Here is a 15,420-nt window from a genome sequence, read left to right as displayed (position 1 = left end):
GGGCGTGTAGCACTCGGTGTAACCGTGCTCGGCGGTTTGCACATCAAGCATGAACTGCGCAAGCGCGCGATGCAGGCGCGCCAGCGGGCCTTTCATCACGGTAAAACGCGAACCGGTCAGCTTGGTGCCGAGTTCAAAGTCCAGCCCCAAAGGCTGGCCCACGTCGACGTGGTCTTTCACTTCGAAGGAGAACGCGGCCGGCTCGCCGCCCAGGCCTTCGATCGGGCTCCATTTGCGTACTTCGACATTGCCGGCTTCGCCCGCGCCTTGAGGCACGCTTTCATGCGGCAGGTTGGGCACAGCCAGCAGCAGGGTTTGCATGTCGGTCTGGATCTGATCCAGCCGCGCAGCGGAAGATTCGAGTTCGGCCTTGGAAGCGCTCACCTGCGCCATGATGGCGCTGGCGTCTTCGCCCTTGGACTTGAGCTGACCGATCTGCTTGGACAGCGTGTTGCGCTGGTTCTGCAGCTCTTCGGTGCGGATCTGCAGGGCCTTGCGTTCGGCCTCCAGCGCCTGGAAGGCTTCCACATTGAGGAAGGCTTGCGGGGTTTTACGGGTTTCCAGCCGGGCAATAGCCGAAGGCAGGTCTTTGCGAAGCAGGTTGATATCTAGCATGGGGCCATTGTATTTTGTAGGGCTGCGGTGGACAGGGCCCGTTCAGCTCAGTTCAGGCTGGCCGGGTCCAGGTTGGCACCGCAGATGATGAGGCAGACTTTTTCGTCGGCGCGCGGACGGTAGCGGCCGCTTTGCAGCGCGGCCAGCGGCAGGGCCGCCGCGGGCTCCACCGCCAGTTTCAATTCTTTCCAGAGCCATAGCTGCGCGGCGCGTATCGATTCGTCAGTCAACAGCAATGCATCGCGCACATGTGCCTGGGTGGCGTCCCAGGCCAGGCTGCCGATGCGTTTGGCACCCAGTGAGTCGGCGGCGATACCGCTGACGGCCACGTCCACCGGCTCACCAGCCTCGCGGGCTTTGTACAAGGTGGGCGCCAGCTCAGGCTCCAGCGCCACCACACGGCTGCGCTGCTCAAACCAGCTGGCCACGCCGCCAATCAGGCCGCCGCCGCCCACGCTGACGAGCACGGAATCAGGCACGCCACCCTGCTGCTCAATCTCTGCCGCCATGGTGCCGGCGCCGGCCAGCACTTCTGGCTGGTCATAAGCGTGTGTCAGCAGCGCGCCGGTTTCCTGCTGGCGCGCCAGGCAGGCTTTCAGCGCGTCGGAGTACGCCGCTCCCGTCACCACCACATCGGCACCCAGCGCGGCCAGCTTGGCGCGTTTGGCGGGCGTCGACACTTCAGGCACAAAGACTTCGCAGCGCACACCCAGCTCGCGGGCCGCGGCGGCTGTGGCAATGCCCGCGTTGCCGCCGGAAGCCACGATCACTCCGCTGGCCGGGATGGGATTGGACAGCAGGCGGTTGAGCATGCCGCGCGCCTTGAAGCTGCCGCCGGTTTGCAGGTGTTCGAGCTTGAGCCAGACCTCAGCGCATTCCACGCCCAGCGCCTTGCCAGGCAGCTTCCACAGCGGTGTTTTATGAATAAAGTGGCTGTAGCCCGCTTCGAACGTGCGCAAGCAGCTCTCAATTTGATAGCGATTAGTCATATTGGAAAAAAGAAAAATCAGGTCAGAGCTGATGCAGCTGGCTGTCATTGACTTCCAGCATCTGGCCCTGCGCATCGAGCTTCAGGCCCTTGGGCAGCGGGAACTTGATGGTTTCCTCAATGCCTTCCATCTTGCGCACCGACACGGCGCCCAGCGCCTTGATGCGGTCGATCACCTGCTTGACGAGGATTTCCGGCGCCGAAGCACCGGCCGTCAGGCCGACCCGGCCCTTGCCCTCAAACCAAGACTCCTTTAACTCGCTGGCGTCGTCCACCATGTAGGCCTCGGTGCCCAGCTTGGCGGCCAGCTCGCGCAGGCGGTTGCTGTTGGAGCTGGTCGGGCTGCCGACCACGATGAGGATGTCAACCTGTGGGCTCAACACCTTGACAGCGTCCTGCCGGTTCTGCGTGGCGTAGCAAATATCCTGGTGTTTGGGTTCGCGCACCTGCGGAAAGCGCGCCTTCACGGCTGCGCTGATCTCGGCCGCGTCGTCCACGCTCAGCGTGGTCTGCGTGACGACTGCCAGGCGTTCGGTCTGGGCCGGGCTGATGCGCCAGACGTCGGCCACGTCTTCCACCAGGTGGATGCCGCTGTCGAGTTGGCCCATGGTGCCTTCGACCTCGGGGTGGCCCTTGTGGCCGATCATGATGAACTCGTAGCCTTCTTTGTGCAGCTTGGCCACTTCCACATGCACCTTGGTCACCAGTGGGCAGGTCGCGTCGAAAATCTGGAAGCCGCGGCGCTCGGCCTCTTTCTGGATGGCCTGGCTCACGCCGTGCGCGCTGAACACCAGCGTAGCGCCCGGGGGCACGTCATCGAGCTCTTCAATAAAGATCGCGCCTTTTTGCTTGAGGTCGTTGACGACATAGGTGTTGTGCACGATCTCGTGGCGCACGTAAATCGGCCTGCCGAATTTGGTCAGGGCACGCTCGACGATTTCGATGGCGCGGTCCACACCTGCGCAAAAACCGCGCGGCTCAGCGAGCAGGATTTCCTGAGGAAGCACTTTGGATTCAGTCATAGAACGCCTATTACTTGCACTTCAAACACCACTGGCTGGCCTGCCAGCGGGTGGTTGAAATCAAACTGCACCGCGTCGCCGCCCTCTTTGACCTGCTGAACCGCGCCCGCGTATTGCCCCGCGCCATCCGGCGTGGGGAACTGCACCACATCGCCCACCTTGTACTGTTCATCCGGGTCGCCCAGCTCGTTGAGCAGCTTGCGCGCCACCCACTGCACCAGCTCCGGATTGCGGTCGCCAAAGGCAACGCCTGCGGGCAACTCAAACGTTGTGCGCGTGCCTTCGGGCAGGCCGATCAGCCGCTGCTCAATGGCCGGCGAGAGCTCGCCCGTGCCCAGACTCAGGGTGGCGGGCTTGCCGTCAAAGGTGTTGATGATGTCCGCGCCCGGTTTGCCGTCCACGGAGGGCCCGGCCATGCGGTAATGCAAGGTCAGGAACGAGCCTTGCTGGACGAGGGTAGTGTCGGGGGATTCCACGGTGGACATAAGACTTTCTGCGGCCGGGCTGGCGCCGGGCAAGTGTTTGTAAACTGCCTCTATTGTAGAAAGTACGGCTTGACCGGGCCAAATCAGGCTTAATCCGGTTTTTTAGCCTCACCGGCACCGGCTTTCCTCCCAACACAGACTATCCATGCTCCTGAAAGACCTCCCAGAAGACGCCCGCCCCCGCGAAAAACTGCTGGCCCGCGGCCCCGGCGCGCTCAGCGATGCCGAGCTGCTGGCCCTGCTGCTGCGCACCGGCCTGCCCGGCAAGAATGCGCTGCAGATGGGGCAGGAACTGGTCGACACCTTTGGCGGTGTTGCCGGGCTGCTGCACACCGGCCCCGAAGCGCTGAAAAGCGTCAAAGGCCTGGGCCCGGCCAAACGCGCCGAGCTGGTGGCAGTGCTGGAGCTTGCCCGGCGGGCGCTTGCCGAAAAGCTCCGTGAAAAGACCCTGTTCGACACGCCGCAGGCGGTACGCGACTATTTGCAGCTGCAGCTGGGAAGCCGGCCGCACGAGATTTTTGCGGTGCTGTTTCTCGACAGCCAGCACCGGCTGATCGTGCTCGAAGAACTGTTTCGCGGAACGCTGACGCAAACGTCCGTCTACCCGCGCGAAGTGGTGGTGCGCGCCCTGGCGCTCAACGCCGCCAGCGTGGTGCTGGCCCACAACCACCCCAGCGGCACCGCCAAACCTTCGCGCGCCGACGAGGCGCTGACGCAAACGCTGAAGTCAGCGCTCGCGCTGGTCGACGTGCGCGTGCTGGACCATTTTGTGGTGACCAGCGCACAGGCAGTGTCGATGGCCGAGTTGGGCTTGCTGTAGAAGTCGAAACGCTTTCTAGATCGCCTCTTTTTTAACAATTTCCGGATTGATGGAGAGAAAGGGGTTGGACTTCCCGAATGCCTTCACAGCGGCATCGATTTCGGGTTGCCTAAACGCGGACAGGCCCTCCGATTTAGGGTCGAGGTAAAACAGCATCGCCAAGGCCCGCCTGCGCTCGGCAGGGTTCCTGGTCAACCTGGCTTCCAGTGCATAAGCCCAGGATTGCCAGGGTTCGAACTTCTGGCTTTTCTGGGCCCACTCCAGCGCCAAGGCCCTGATCTTGCTGCTGCCGGTCATTTCCGCCACCAGTTCGGAGATCTCTCCAAAGGTGTACTGCGTCAGCAAGGCCCTTTTCTCAGTGTGCGGACGCAGGTGCCGCGCGCGTTGAAGAAATTGCAACGCTTCCTCGTTTTTGCCGGATGCTGCGGCAAGAATCGCCATGGTCAGCTGGTAGTCAAAGTCCTGTCTGGAGACCTCGGTGCCGCTTACCATCTTCTCAATAGTTGAGGTGTCTCCCGCCTTGACAGCCGCATAAGCGTAGTAAGGCAAATAGCAGGTCAACGTTGAATTGACCTGGTAATCGGTCAGGTCGTAAAACTTTGCAGACTCGGAGAAAATTGCCTTCGCACCGGCAAAGTCCTTGAGTTTGATGGCCCGGTAAGCCTCCACAAAATACGCGTGCATGGATTTCACGCGCTCTTTCACTGGCGCTTTCAGCAGGATCGAATGCCCTTCATAAACCGGCTGGGGGTATTCGGGTAATTTCCATCGCGGCAAATCCAGTGCGTCTACTGCCTGAGACAAGCCGCTGGAAGGCGTGYGGTCCGTGGTTGCAAAGCGCACAAGGTGAATGGCTGCGGCGATCTTGTCCTCTGTTGTGCCCCCGAATTTCCCCTGTTGCGCCCAACTCACGACCTCCGCTTCAGGCTGTCCGGAAATGTGATGCCCGACCAGCGCGGACTCCCAAATGTGAGGAGCGCGGCTTTGTTTCGCCAGCATTTCAAAGCCGGCCCAGGCCTCTTTGGAATGGCCGCTTGCATGAAGAAGCCCCAGATAGTCCCGGTAAGCATACGACTCCTGGTAACGTTGCGCACGCCGCAAGGTGCCGGCCATCGCGCCCTGAATATCGCCGGCAAGAAGCTTCAGACGCGCATCGCTCGTGATTTCACCGGACGACCCCGACCTCTGAGACGCGGCGATTTGATAAAACGGCCTGGCAAGGTCGAAATAACCCGCCCAGTAAAAATACGACCCGGCCTCATAAGCAAGGTTCGCGGTGGCAACCCGGCCGTCTTCGGACCCCTTCCTGAAGCCCTCGTAAGAATGGAACATCTTGGCGGCGGCCTTGACGTCACCCGCCGCGAACAGCATCCATGCCACATCGCTATAGGAAGTCCACCGCGTGGGTGCCAGCTTGAGGTTGTCGCGATAGTAAGCCTGCGCTTTCCCGGTGTCTCCCTGCCTCGTAGCCTCGGCGCCGAGGATGCTATTGAGTTCCGGGGAGCCCACAAAACGCCCGGCGATTGACGCCAAAAGATCGGTGTCCCGCCCCTGGTCGGGGAAAAACTGACGGTATAGCCCGTGCAKCTGCGAGAAGGTTCCGATTTCCGAAGTGGCATTCTTCAAAGCGGCAATTTCGTTTTCAACATGCGTCTGCAAGTTGCCGCCGTCTGCCCAGGTCCAGTAATAAGGACGGAACGGAACATCGGCATAGTAAAGATTGTCGTAGTGTCCATAGTACTGACCGCCGTCAGCATTGAAATGATTCAGGGCCCTTACTGCGACGAGCGACTGGCCTTGCTCCCAGTAGGCTGCGTCGAACGCGTTTTGGTGCGCGGCCTTGAGCAATTGCTCTTTTTCGGCTCCGGCGGACTTTGCAGCGAGCCTTGCCTCCACTCTTGAGCGCTCATACGTGTAGTACGGGTAACCCTTGTAGGTTGCGTCAATAGTGTTCGCAAAAACCAAGGCCTGATTCGGAATGCCCTGGACGTCGGACAGGAAATTGATGCGGCTCATCAGGTTGTCATGGCCAATAGCCTGGAGCAAGTCCAGATAGTCAAACGGGCCCGGCTTGCCAGGTGTGAGCCCACAGCACAAAATGGCCGTGTTGGCCTCGATGAACTTGCGGCCGTGATGAAACACCGACAGATTCACCATGGCCTGAACCTTGTCGGGGTCGGCAAGGGGCAATGCCGCGCGTGCCATGTCCGCCATCGCGTAACCTTTGACCGGCAGTTCATAGTCAAGAAGCATTTTCAGGGAAGCATTATCGTTCTGAACCCACGGGTCTGTTTCTACAAAAACCCGCGTCACGATGAACGGCCATATGGTTCCGGGCAGCTTCAACGCCGCCACTTCGGCGACTGCCTTTTTGGTTGTCATCGTGCCGTAGGCTGTAGCAATCCTGTTCTCATCGATCTTTTGCAACAGGCGTTTTAAGGGATTCTTTTCAAGCGCCGCCATTGCACGCACTTCCAGGATATTTCCGTTCAGCGCGCCAAGCAGTTCTTTTTCCTCGACAGTTTGCGCGTCGCCCAGTGCCTTGATGGCAGCCATACGCAAACCCAATGCCATGTAGGTCCGCGCCCGAAGCGCCCGGTAGTCTGGCGACTGCGGTGACAAGTCCAAAAGCGCCAGATACGCCTTTTCGGCAAATATCTCTTTCGTTCTTTCGACGGTTGTGGGCGCCAGTGCGCTGTACAGCAGAAAAGCATATGCATCCTGCGCCGGGTTGCCGGCCGGTGCCACCAAGCCGAGCGGAGATGACGGCAGCGCTTCCAGCTCCAGCCGGCTGGCTGTCTTTTCGTCAAGCGGCGACGGGGGATAGGCGCCTACGGACTTGAGGATTTCCGGCAACACGGACTCATAGGCCTCGATGGCCGGGACTTCATCGCCAAATGGAATATTCTCAAATTTCTTCGTCTGAACAGGGCCGGTCCAGGCAGCGCCATTGCGCGTGGCGCCTGCGTGGTCCTGGGTCAGGATGGCGATCGCCATTTTTCCTTTCCGGTCATGCCCCGCGTAGCCCCGGACAATGCGTTTTGCACCAATGGCGTCGGCAAGTTTGTAGATTTCTTCCTGCTTGAGCTGGCGCTGTCCCTCACCAAGCGCTTTTGCCACCAGGTAAGGGTCAGGAATTTTCACTTTCTGTGATTTGGCGACGCCTGCGGCGAGCTCCGCTGTCATGATGGACCGGCTTGCCCTGTCGACAGCCCAGCCCCCAACCTGGAACGGCACAACGAGCACATCAAACTTTCCGCCCGACAGCAGCTGGCTGTAGAAGAGCTTTTCCTTGCCCTGCCAATCGGAAGCCTGCGGTGAATAGCGCTGCGGCAGGAACCGGGCCATTGCAATATCCGCAGACCACGGATTCATCTCGATCCTGTTGAACATGTCCACTCGAGCCTTTTCCGGAGAGGCTTCCCATCGAGCCTTTTCCGGAGAGGCTTCCCATTTCGCCCTCGCCTCTTTCTCGGCGACCGCGATGCGAAATTCCTGGATCTTGTTGACAGCCAATACACCCATGCAGAGCAACAGGACTCCGCAAAGCACGGCGGTGGACCGTTTCATTTTTTCTCTCCCTCAATTCAAAATCCGGATCTGGCAGAACGCGCGTCGATGACCTGATATCGCTCAGCAAGTTAGCGGAACATCGTAACGTAGCCATCGCCAGATCCGCCGCTGAATGACCCGACGCGTGGTTTATCTACATCGGTGAGTACTGAAGCACTACGATAAAGTAAGCATCATGAAAGCGCCCGCACTCAAAAGCCTGCAGGACCTCAAGGCCGTCAAGCGGGACATTGAAGCCCGCGCGAAGCTTGAAAAAGAACAGGAAGCCGCGCGCGTGGCAGCAGCCGCCAGGGCCAAGGCCGAGAAAGAACTCTTCTCGCGCGCGGTCGGCCCCGTCAAGGCCCTGCCGGCCAAACACCTGCCGGGCCACAAGGCGGCGTTGCCGGCGACGCAAGCAGCACCCATCCCCGTACAGCAGCAGCGCGATGAACTCGCGGTGATGCGTGAAGCCATCTCGGACGAGTTCGACGTGGAAACGCTGCTGGACACCGATGAAGCACTGAGCTTCAGGCGGCCCGGCATGGGGCCTGACGTGGTGCGCAAGCTGCGCCGCGGCGGCTGGAGCATCCAGGGCCAGCTGGACCTGCATGGCCTGCGCCGCGAGGATGCGCGTGAAGCGCTGGCTCACTTCATCAAGGATGCGCACAAGGTGGGCTGGCGCTGCGTGCGCGTGGTGCATGGCAAAGGCCTGGGATCGCCGGGCAAGACACCGGTGCTCAAGGGCAAGGTGCAGAGCTGGCTGATCCAGAAGCAGGAGGTGCTGGCCTTTGTGCAAGCGCGGCCCGCCGAAGGCGGCGCCGGGGCGCTGGTGGTGTTGTTGGCACAGGGCTAAGGCATGGCGTCGAACACATGGAAAGACTAAAAATGCTTCGGTTAAGAATTTGCATCACCTTGAGCTTGCTTGTGTCCTTTCACATGGGGGCGTTGGCAGCTCCCGCTGACGAGGTATGCGCCGGGCTTTCCGGCTTGGTTAACGCCAAGGCTGCGGGCCGCTTCGTCGACCCTGCCCGGCCGCTGACGAAGGCTGAGACCGCCGCCCTTGACGAGGCAAAACTGGAAATTCTTGGCTTTAATGACTATTCGCAGGGAAGCCAAATTGTTGATGCTGATAACGACGGCGTTGATGATCTCCTTGTCTGGAATATTCAAGGCTCGGGGCGGTTTACCTATGCCGAGGTCTACGACATCAACATGGCGGCCAGTCGACCGTCAGACAAGCTGCGGCTGAAAGCGAACCTGGGCAATATTGGCACCTTGAGCGACCCGCGTTTTGTCAAATACKCAGGCGTGAATTACCTGATCACTGACGATGGTGACCTGGAAAGCCTTGCGGTCCATCGCCTGGAGAAATCCACTTCAGACGGCCATAACTTGCGGACGGCCTGCCGCGCAACGGTTCGTCTGGACCCGATCACCAAATGCCGCCACCCTGCCTGCAAGGCCTTGGCGGGCGACATCGCCAACCCCAGCACGAACGCCCCGTTTGTTCAGGTTGAATGGCCGCACAAATACTTCTTCCCGGCAGGCCTTTCCGTTTTCTTTGGACCCAACGGCGAAGCGAGCGATTTTGACAACACCGGGCTGCCGGCGCGTATCTGGAAATTCGGCCGGGAAGGCTACGCGAACCAGCACATCTACTGGAGCCTGCTGGGGCTGGGAGAAGAAGCGCCTGTTGTCCCGGCCGCGCAAAGAGCCGCGTTTGACGACAGGAAAAACCCCCAAGTGCTTCAAGGGCAGCAGCACGACCGCTTAAGGCGCGCGCTGGCGCAGCAAAGCCAGATGCTGGGCGAGCAACTCAATAAAAACTTATCGCTGCCAGGCGCGGGCCAGTTCTTTTTGCTCCATGCCAACGACAGGACCTACTGGGTCTGGGATTTCGGCGGACCGCCCTACGGTGAAGAAATGCATATCACCTACACAAGAGGACTCAAGTCGGACTACATCGGCGCGGTGGGAATCAGGCGAACCTTGGGTTTGGCCCCCTGCGCATCCCAATGCTCCAGGATCGCCGAGAAATAGTGCTGACGCTGCTCGCACAGGACGGAGGCGCGGGAATTCACATCAGTTGCTATTAATTTAGTAGCTGCTTGCGCTCATCCTGATTGGGCTACAGGCCTATTTAATGCCTGAAATTGGCCCAAAATACCCCCAGCGTGAGCCGTTTTTTTTCCTGGGACGCGCAAAAAAACCAATTTGATGCTGCAAAGATCCATTTTTTTACGCAAAAAAATGCCTGTAGCCCAATAAGGGATGGCGCCAGCAGCTATATTTTTAATAGCAAGTTGCACATCGAAATTCGCCCCGAAAGCAGCCGCCAAATCGATTTAAAGCCCGAACCCCGCTCGCCCGGCAGCGGCGCATTCATAACCGTGCCTGAACACAAGCTCGTACATCGGCAGCGGCACTTTCTTCAGTGAGGTCGGGTAGGCAGCGGCCGCCCTGACGCTGTTTGCGTCCAGCCATTCGCCGGCCGGGCAGTCGGCGCCGGCGCGTTGGGCGACCTCTTGGGCGGTGGCGCCTATGCGCAGGTAAGCTGCGCGGCCGGGCTGGCGCGCAGCGTAGGCCATGAGCCCCCTGGCGCGCAGCGCGCGGACCTGGTCGGACATGATGTCGGCCACGTGCTTGAGACGAAAGATGCTAAGGGGGCCCATCGCAAAACCCACCGGCAAGGGCGCGCCTGCGTCAGACGCGATGATCACGCCGTCGATTTTCGGCTTGGGGCCAAAGCCGGCGTCAAGAAACGGCTCCAGCCCGAGGTTGTCGTACACACCCCCGTCGTAGAGGTGGATGCGGGCAAAGCGGTCTTCGGCCGGCCGGGCGTCTTCGCCGGAGGCAAACATCGGCAGGTTCCAGTCAAAGCTGTCGGTCGGCAGGACATAAGGGCCGATCAAGCCCGGAAAAGCCGCCGACACGGCCATCGCGTCACGCAGCGGCAGCTGCTTCAGGCGCGTGGAGCCCAGCATCCAGTCGCGCAGCGCGTCGCCTTCAATGCTGGCGCGTTTGCCGGTTTCGGCCGTGGTGGCGTTGACCAGCCAGACGGGTGTCGCCGGAACATCCTCCATCAGCGCATCGACACCCCAGGCGCTGCCGATGGCCGATGCCAGCACGTTGGCACGCGACAGCGCAAAGCGCCAGTTGCGCGGGTGCAGCATGGCGCGCATGGCGGCGTTCTGCAGGTCTGTGGTGGTCAGCAGTGTTTTCACGCGCGGCAGCAGCACCTCCAGGCATTCGTTGCTGCCGGGCCAGCGCATCCCATTGAGCTGCAGCAAGAGGCCCACCAGCAGGCTGCCGCCCGAAACAGTAGACACCTTGCTGACCCGCTCCAGCGCCTGGTGTTCCGCCAGGAAGCTCAGCACGCCGCAGTGAAACACCATGGCGCGCGTGCCGCCGCCCGAAAGGGCCAGGTACACCGGCTTCATGCCGCAGCCTTGCAGCGCACATATAGAGGAAGCGGGCGATGCGCAGTGATCGCTGTGGAGAAGCCGTGTTGCATGTTATTTGCCGTGGATGGGTAGCAGGCCCGATTCTCCTATGCTTGCCGACTCGAGTCCTGCGGCGAGTCCGGGCCGGCCGCTGGTGCCAGCGTTTGCAGTCGTTACCCCAGAGCCGAAGTCACCAAGATATCAGAGGGGACCGGTGCAGCCAGGCATCCGCCTGCACCTGATCCAGGACGAAGTCCGCGACGTCCTGTCTCGCAATGGTTCCTCCGTGAAAACCGGACAAGTCCGTCAAGGCGCGGATCTTGCGCCGCGCTGGCTTGTCGTTCAGCACGGAAGGGCGCACCAGAACCCAGTCCAGCCCGCTGGCGCGGACGGCAGCCTCCTGCCGGTTCTTGTCGGCGTAGACCTTGCGCAACAGCACGGGATGGATCAGCCGGTCGAACAGGAACCCGCCATGGCCGGCGCTGTCGCCTGCGCCCATGCCCGTGATGCACACAAGGCGCGAGACCTTCTCCGCTTTCATGGCGCTCACGAGTGCCCGTGTGGCCGAGGAGAGCACAGTCACCTCGCGCAGCGGGCTGACCGGTGTGCCCAGGGCGCTCACGACGGCATCCCGGCCTCGCAGGGCCTCACGCAGCGCACTTTCGTCGAGGGCATCTCCGATGATGATCTCGGCGCCCTCCAGGCCGCTTGCCTTCCCCGGGGAGCGCACGAGCGCGCGAACGTCGAACCCCCGTGCAAGCGCTTGCCTGACGATCAGCCGGCCCGTGCCGCCGGTGGCGCCAAGAACCAGAATCTTCGGGCGAGCCGGCGAGATGCCGTCAGTGTTCAATGTGTTCATGGTCTGGCCTTTAAAGTTCGCCCTGCGCGAGCAGTTCCCGGGTGCGTTTGAGCGTCGAGACGAGTGCGCTTTTGTAGCCTTGCTCGCCGTCCATCCAGGCTTGCTCGGCCCGCTCTTCCGGGCCGCCCGGCGTCTTGCCGCGAAGGCCGAGATAACCGTAGAAGCGCAGCTGGAGCTCTCCGGATTCGTCTTCGAACAACTCGTTGACGACCGCGCCTTCGCGCGGGCCGGTGGCCTGGAAGAAGGTCACCTTGCTCTCGGGCTCGAACGCGATGATCTCGCGCAGGTCGGCGCCGGCGATGGTGGCTTCGCGCACGATATGCGTCGCGCTTTCCTCGACGACTTCGCAGCGCGTGCATAGCGCTGGCGGCAGGAAGCGGCGCGCGTCACGCGCCTTGAGAACCAGGCCGGCCCATGCCTGGGCGCGTGTGAGCCTCACCTCGCCCGCTGGATTGACGGGCACTGTAGCGGTCGAATACATCATGATGAGTTCCTTTTTTGGTGGATTGCTGTACGTGTAGTTCTTATGCCGATGCCGACGCGGCGATCTCGGTAGCGAACTCGCGGTAGGACCGCAGCGGGCGACCGAGCAGCGTCGTCAGGCGCTTGACGTCACCCGATTCGGGAACCATTCCCACCGTGAGGAAACGCTCACTCATGAGGCGCATGTCGTACGCCATCCACGGCGGCATAAAATTCAGCAGGTTCTTCTCAAAGCCAGCGGTGTCGTCTCCGCCATAGGTGATTGGGCGGTCCAGCACGGCCGACCAGATGGCGGCGACATCGTCGCCTGTCAGCGTGTCGGGGCCGACGAGGTTGATGCGCTCCAGCGGCAGCGGCTTCGAAGCCTGCTCGCGGCGCAGCAGTTCGATGGCCGCGATCTCGCCGATGTCGCGCGCGTCGATCATGGCCAGGCCCTTGCTGCCGATGGGCATGGGATAGACGCCGTAACCGGTGACCACGTCCCTGATGGTGAGATCGTTGTTCATGAAATAGGCGGGACGCAGGATGGTGGCGGCAAAACCCATCTCTTCGAGCATCCGCTCGACACCGAATTTGCCCGCGAAATGGGGAACGTTCAGGTAGCGGTCGCTGTGGATCACGGAGAGATAGACGACGCGCTCGACGCCGGCTTCACGCGCCAGATTGAGCGTGAGCAGGGCCTGGGTGAACTCGTCGGGAACCACGGCGTTGAGCAGGAACAGGGTGGACACGCCTGTGAACGCGCTCCGCAGGGCTGGTACGTCGAGCAGGTCGCCTGGAACGACTTCGACGCCGGCCGGGAAGTTCGCCTTTGCCGGGTCACGGACCAGTGCGCGTACTTTGGCGCCACGCTGGACGAGCTGCTGGGTAACCTGGCGGCCGACGTTGCCAGTTGCGCCAGTAATGAGGATGGTCATGAAATTACTCCGTTGTGTGTTGAAGGAGCCTCAATCTTGATCGATCCACCCAGTATCCGATAGACGTTATATTTAGACACTTCGTCTCACTGGTGGAACATATGGACTTACTTGCCCTTGCAGACTTCAACCTCGTGGCCCGGTATGGGGGCTTTGGGCGGGCCGCCCGCGAATCAGGGCGCCCCAAGGCGACCCTGTCACGGCGGGTGGCCGACCTGGAGAGCGGCCTCAACCTGCGTCTCTTCGAGCGGGGAGCGCGGATCCTCAAGCTCACCGAGGAGGGACGCTCGCTGTACGAAAAGACCTCTGTTTTGCTGGCCGAACTCGACGAGACGGTCGCCACGATTACCTCTGGCGGTGAGACGCCGCGAGGCACATTGAGGGTGAGTGCGCCACTGCTCTTCTCGCAAGCCGCCATGGGCAAGCTCGCCGCCCGGTTCGCGCTGAAGCACCGCGAGGTCCGGCTTGAGGTCATCCCCGAAGACCGTGCAGTCGATATGGTGGAAGAGGGGTACGACCTGGTGATCCGCGTCAACCCCGACCCGGACGAAAACCTGGTGGGGCGGATCTTCCTGAGAGATCGCCTGGTGGTGGTGGCAAGCCCCCAACTCAGCCCACCCACAGGCAAGGCGCCTGTTCCGGTCGTGATGCGGGCAGGCGGGGCAGGAAACCCGAATGAACCCTGGGAARTGACGGGACCAGGCGGTGAACAACGGTTTGCGGTGGACCCCGTCCTGCGCCTGTCATCGCTGTTCATGGTCCGTGATGCAGTCCGGGCAAATGTCGGGGCGGCGCGCATTCCCCTTTCGCTGATCTCCCACGATCTCACAGCCGGAACCCTGGTCCATTGGGGTGACGTGAAGGGGCCGGAGATTGCCCTCTGGGCGCTCTATCCATCACGCCGCCTGCTGAGCGCCCGCGTATCCGCTTTCCTGGACTGCCTGAAGGAAGCCTTTCCCAACGGGTCACCGGAGGAATTGGCGGACTACATCGGGAGATGAGGTCTGCACAAACGCCCGACTCTCTCGATGCGGAGACGAGCCCGACACCGCTCTCGAGCCTGACGATCCGGAGCGAGCCGCCATGGATGTGAACGAATGCTCATTTCCGTTGGCCTCAGACCACTGGCCTGTGGAATAAACCGCCGACCCCTCCTTTAGTTGCCAGGGGCATCCGCGCAATGCGTCACATCTCGTTAGAGTCGCCTTACTAAAAACAAAGAGGAGTTGTCTGGATGAATGCGCTGCACAGGAAAAAACTTGGCATTGAAGATGGCCACCGGATCGTCCAGAGAGACATCAAGGTGGAAGCCAGTGAAACCCACGTGACGTCGGTGTACTGGTATGACGAAATTGACGGGCAGGGAGATTTTGTGCGCGGCCRTGTGCTCAGGGAAACCAACTTCATCCAGAAAGACAGGCAACCCGAACCCGCCAAGGCAGCAGAAGCCCCGCGCAATCGCGGTGAGGATCACCCGGATGATTTGTCGGCCAACTCGCTACGGGCACACATCCGTGAGCGCATGTGGCTTCACAACGTGCTGCCTCACGGCCGGCGCCGATACGCCATCTAGCGAGTATCAATACCGGCCGCAGCCCTTTGCAGTCGGGCGCGAACAGCTATATTTTTGATAGCATTCAGTGACCCGGCATTGCACCGGGGCGCTGCATCATCACTCGCCCCTGTTTCGCATCCAGTCGGCCGTCTGGAAAAACGACGCATTGAGCCGCGTGCGCAGCGCTTCATCAACACCGGTTTCACGCATGGCCTGGTCCATGCACGCCAGCCACTGGTCACGCTCGGCAATGCCGATCGAGCCGCCGCCGGTTTGCTGCGGCATGTGGCGCATGCGCAGGCGCGGATGGCCGAAGCGGTCGGTGTAGTACTGCGGCCCGCCCAGCCAGCCGCATAAAAACCAGAAGAGGCGCTGGCGGGCGTTGTCCAGGGTGCTGCCGTGCGCGGCGCGCAGGGCTGTGTAGCCGGGCTCCAGGTCCATCAGGTCGTAGAAGCGCTCGACCAATGCCTTGACGCGCTCTTCGCCGCCTATCCAGGCGTAGGGAGTTTCGAAGGGAGGGTTTCCTGGGGGCTTTTCTTCTATCTGCATTTTGGGATTATCGAATGTTGGGGTTTGGGGTTGGTTGAGAGGGGCTTTTTTGGGTTGCTGCTGATTCGATGGGGTGTGGTCGTTGATGAGTTCTGCTGGCCGGGGGTTGCCCGGCATGCAAGTAACTTTCTT

At 61.2% G+C, this 15,420-nt stretch carries 15 protein-coding genes; 5 read left to right on the top strand and 10 right to left on the bottom strand.

Translation table 11 applies throughout. From position 1 onward, the window contains the following. The 4 genes from AC1D1X_RS03595 to AC1D1X_RS03580 all read right to left on the bottom strand — a co-directional run. A partial coding sequence (locus AC1D1X_RS03595) for a serine--tRNA ligase (protein WP_477697839.1) occupies positions 1-615 on the bottom strand: 615 nt, incomplete at its 3' end. 47 nt (positions 616-662) lie between these two features. Continuing rightward, complete coding sequence (locus AC1D1X_RS03590; RefSeq protein ID WP_477669754.1) at positions 663-1,604, bottom strand: threonine/serine dehydratase; 942 nt, start codon at positions 1,602-1,604, stop codon at positions 663-665. Positions 1,605-1,626: 22 nt separating this feature from the next. Continuing rightward, a complete protein-coding gene (gene ispH, locus AC1D1X_RS03585) occupies positions 1,627-2,625 on the bottom strand; it encodes a 4-hydroxy-3-methylbut-2-enyl diphosphate reductase (protein WP_477669755.1) in 999 nt (332 codons plus the stop codon). Further along, the gene (locus AC1D1X_RS03580) at positions 2,622-3,110 is read right to left on the bottom strand and encodes an FKBP-type peptidyl-prolyl cis-trans isomerase (protein WP_477669756.1); all 489 of its coding nucleotides are present in this window, start codon (positions 3,108-3,110) and stop codon (positions 2,622-2,624) included. Before AC1D1X_RS03580 ends, ispH begins: the two co-directional genes overlap by 4 nt. Positions 3,111-3,255: 145 nt before the next feature. On the opposite strand from AC1D1X_RS03580, the gene radC reads away from it, so the two are divergent. Then, positions 3,256-3,930 carry a RadC family protein gene (gene radC, locus AC1D1X_RS03575; protein ID WP_477669757.1) on the top strand — a complete coding sequence of 225 codons (675 nt, stop codon included), beginning with the start codon at positions 3,256-3,258 and terminating at the stop codon, positions 3,928-3,930. A gap of 15 nt (positions 3,931-3,945) precedes the next feature. On the opposite strand, the gene AC1D1X_RS03570 is transcribed toward radC, so the two are convergent. Then, positions 3,946-7,500, bottom strand: a complete 3,555-nt coding sequence (locus AC1D1X_RS03570; RefSeq protein ID WP_477697838.1) for a tetratricopeptide repeat protein — start codon at positions 7,498-7,500, stop codon at positions 3,946-3,948. Between the two features lie 178 nt (positions 7,501-7,678). Here AC1D1X_RS03570 and AC1D1X_RS03565 point away from each other — a divergent pair, with 178 nt between their 5' ends. Continuing rightward, entirely contained in the window at positions 7,679-8,335 is a 657-nt protein-coding gene (locus AC1D1X_RS03565; protein ID WP_477669759.1) for a Smr/MutS family protein, read from the top strand. A 59-nt stretch (positions 8,336-8,394) separates the two neighbouring features. Further along, positions 8,395-9,522 (top strand): hypothetical protein, encoded by a 1,128-nt coding sequence (locus AC1D1X_RS03560; protein WP_477697837.1) that lies wholly within the window; start codon positions 8,395-8,397, stop codon positions 9,520-9,522. Between the two features lie 305 nt (positions 9,523-9,827). On the opposite strand, the gene AC1D1X_RS03555 is transcribed toward AC1D1X_RS03560, so the two are convergent. The 4 genes from AC1D1X_RS03555 to AC1D1X_RS03540 all read right to left on the bottom strand — a co-directional run bounded on the left by AC1D1X_RS03555 (position 9,828) and on the right by AC1D1X_RS03540 (position 13,184). Further along, complete coding sequence (locus tag AC1D1X_RS03555) at positions 9,828-10,922, bottom strand: patatin-like phospholipase family protein (protein ID WP_477669762.1); 1,095 nt, start codon at positions 10,920-10,922, stop codon at positions 9,828-9,830. Between the two features lie 193 nt (positions 10,923-11,115). After that, on the bottom strand, positions 11,116-11,784 hold the full coding sequence (locus tag AC1D1X_RS03550; protein WP_477669763.1) for an NAD(P)-dependent oxidoreductase: 669 nt from the start codon (positions 11,782-11,784) through the stop codon (positions 11,116-11,118). 10 nt (positions 11,785-11,794) lie between these two features. Then, positions 11,795-12,268: an AtaL-like protein gene (locus AC1D1X_RS03545; protein ID WP_477669764.1), complete on the bottom strand. Its 474-nt coding sequence runs from the start codon at positions 12,266-12,268 to the stop codon at positions 11,795-11,797. Positions 12,269-12,308: 40 nt separating this feature from the next. Then, positions 12,309-13,184: an SDR family oxidoreductase gene (locus AC1D1X_RS03540; protein WP_477669765.1), complete on the bottom strand. Its 876-nt coding sequence runs from the start codon at positions 13,182-13,184 to the stop codon at positions 12,309-12,311. Between the two features lie 101 nt (positions 13,185-13,285). Between AC1D1X_RS03540 and AC1D1X_RS03535 the strand changes: the two genes are divergently transcribed. Then, positions 13,286-14,185, top strand: a complete 900-nt coding sequence (locus tag AC1D1X_RS03535) for a LysR family transcriptional regulator (protein WP_477697836.1) — start codon at positions 13,286-13,288, stop codon at positions 14,183-14,185. A 233-nt stretch (positions 14,186-14,418) separates the two neighbouring features. Next, positions 14,419-14,757, top strand: a complete 339-nt coding sequence (locus tag AC1D1X_RS03530) for a hypothetical protein (protein WP_477697835.1) — start codon at positions 14,419-14,421, stop codon at positions 14,755-14,757. Between the two features lie 99 nt (positions 14,758-14,856). Here AC1D1X_RS03530 and AC1D1X_RS03525 read toward each other — a convergent pair whose 3' ends face one another. Next, positions 14,857-15,288 (bottom strand): group II truncated hemoglobin, encoded by a 432-nt coding sequence (locus tag AC1D1X_RS03525; protein ID WP_477666112.1) that lies wholly within the window; start codon positions 15,286-15,288, stop codon positions 14,857-14,859. Between the last annotated feature and the right edge of the window lie 132 nt (positions 15,289-15,420).

It is taken from the genome of Polaromonas sp. P1_G4, assembly GCF_056405475.1.
The sequence above is the reverse complement of the archived record's forward strand: the minus strand, read 5'-3'. Positions and strand labels throughout refer to the sequence as shown.

Coding starts and splice junctions, on each gene's coding strand:
- AC1D1X_RS03590 (WP_477669754.1), bottom strand. CDS start 1,604: ATGACTAATCGCTATCAAATTGAGAGCTGCTTGCGCACGTTCGAAGCG.
- ispH (WP_477669755.1), bottom strand. CDS start 2,625: ATGACTGAATCCAAAGTGCTTCCTCAGGAAATCCTGCTCGCTGAGCCG.
- AC1D1X_RS03580 (WP_477669756.1), bottom strand. CDS start 3,110: ATGTCCACCGTGGAATCCCCCGACACTACCCTCGTCCAGCAAGGCTCG.
- radC (WP_477669757.1), top strand. CDS start 3,256: ATGCTCCTGAAAGACCTCCCAGAAGACGCCCGCCCCCGCGAAAAACTG.
- AC1D1X_RS03565 (WP_477669759.1), top strand. CDS start 7,679: ATGAAAGCGCCCGCACTCAAAAGCCTGCAGGACCTCAAGGCCGTCAAG.
- AC1D1X_RS03555 (WP_477669762.1), bottom strand. CDS start 10,922: ATGAAGCCGGTGTACCTGGCCCTTTCGGGCGGCGGCACGCGCGCCATG.
- AC1D1X_RS03550 (WP_477669763.1), bottom strand. CDS start 11,784: ATGAACACATTGAACACTGACGGCATCTCGCCGGCTCGCCCGAAGATT.
- AC1D1X_RS03545 (WP_477669764.1), bottom strand. CDS start 12,268: ATGATGTATTCGACCGCTACAGTGCCCGTCAATCCAGCGGGCGAGGTG.
- AC1D1X_RS03540 (WP_477669765.1), bottom strand. CDS start 13,184: ATGACCATCCTCATTACTGGCGCAACTGGCAACGTCGGCCGCCAGGTT.
- AC1D1X_RS03525 (WP_477666112.1), bottom strand. CDS start 15,288: ATGCAGATAGAAGAAAAGCCCCCAGGAAACCCTCCCTTCGAAACTCCC.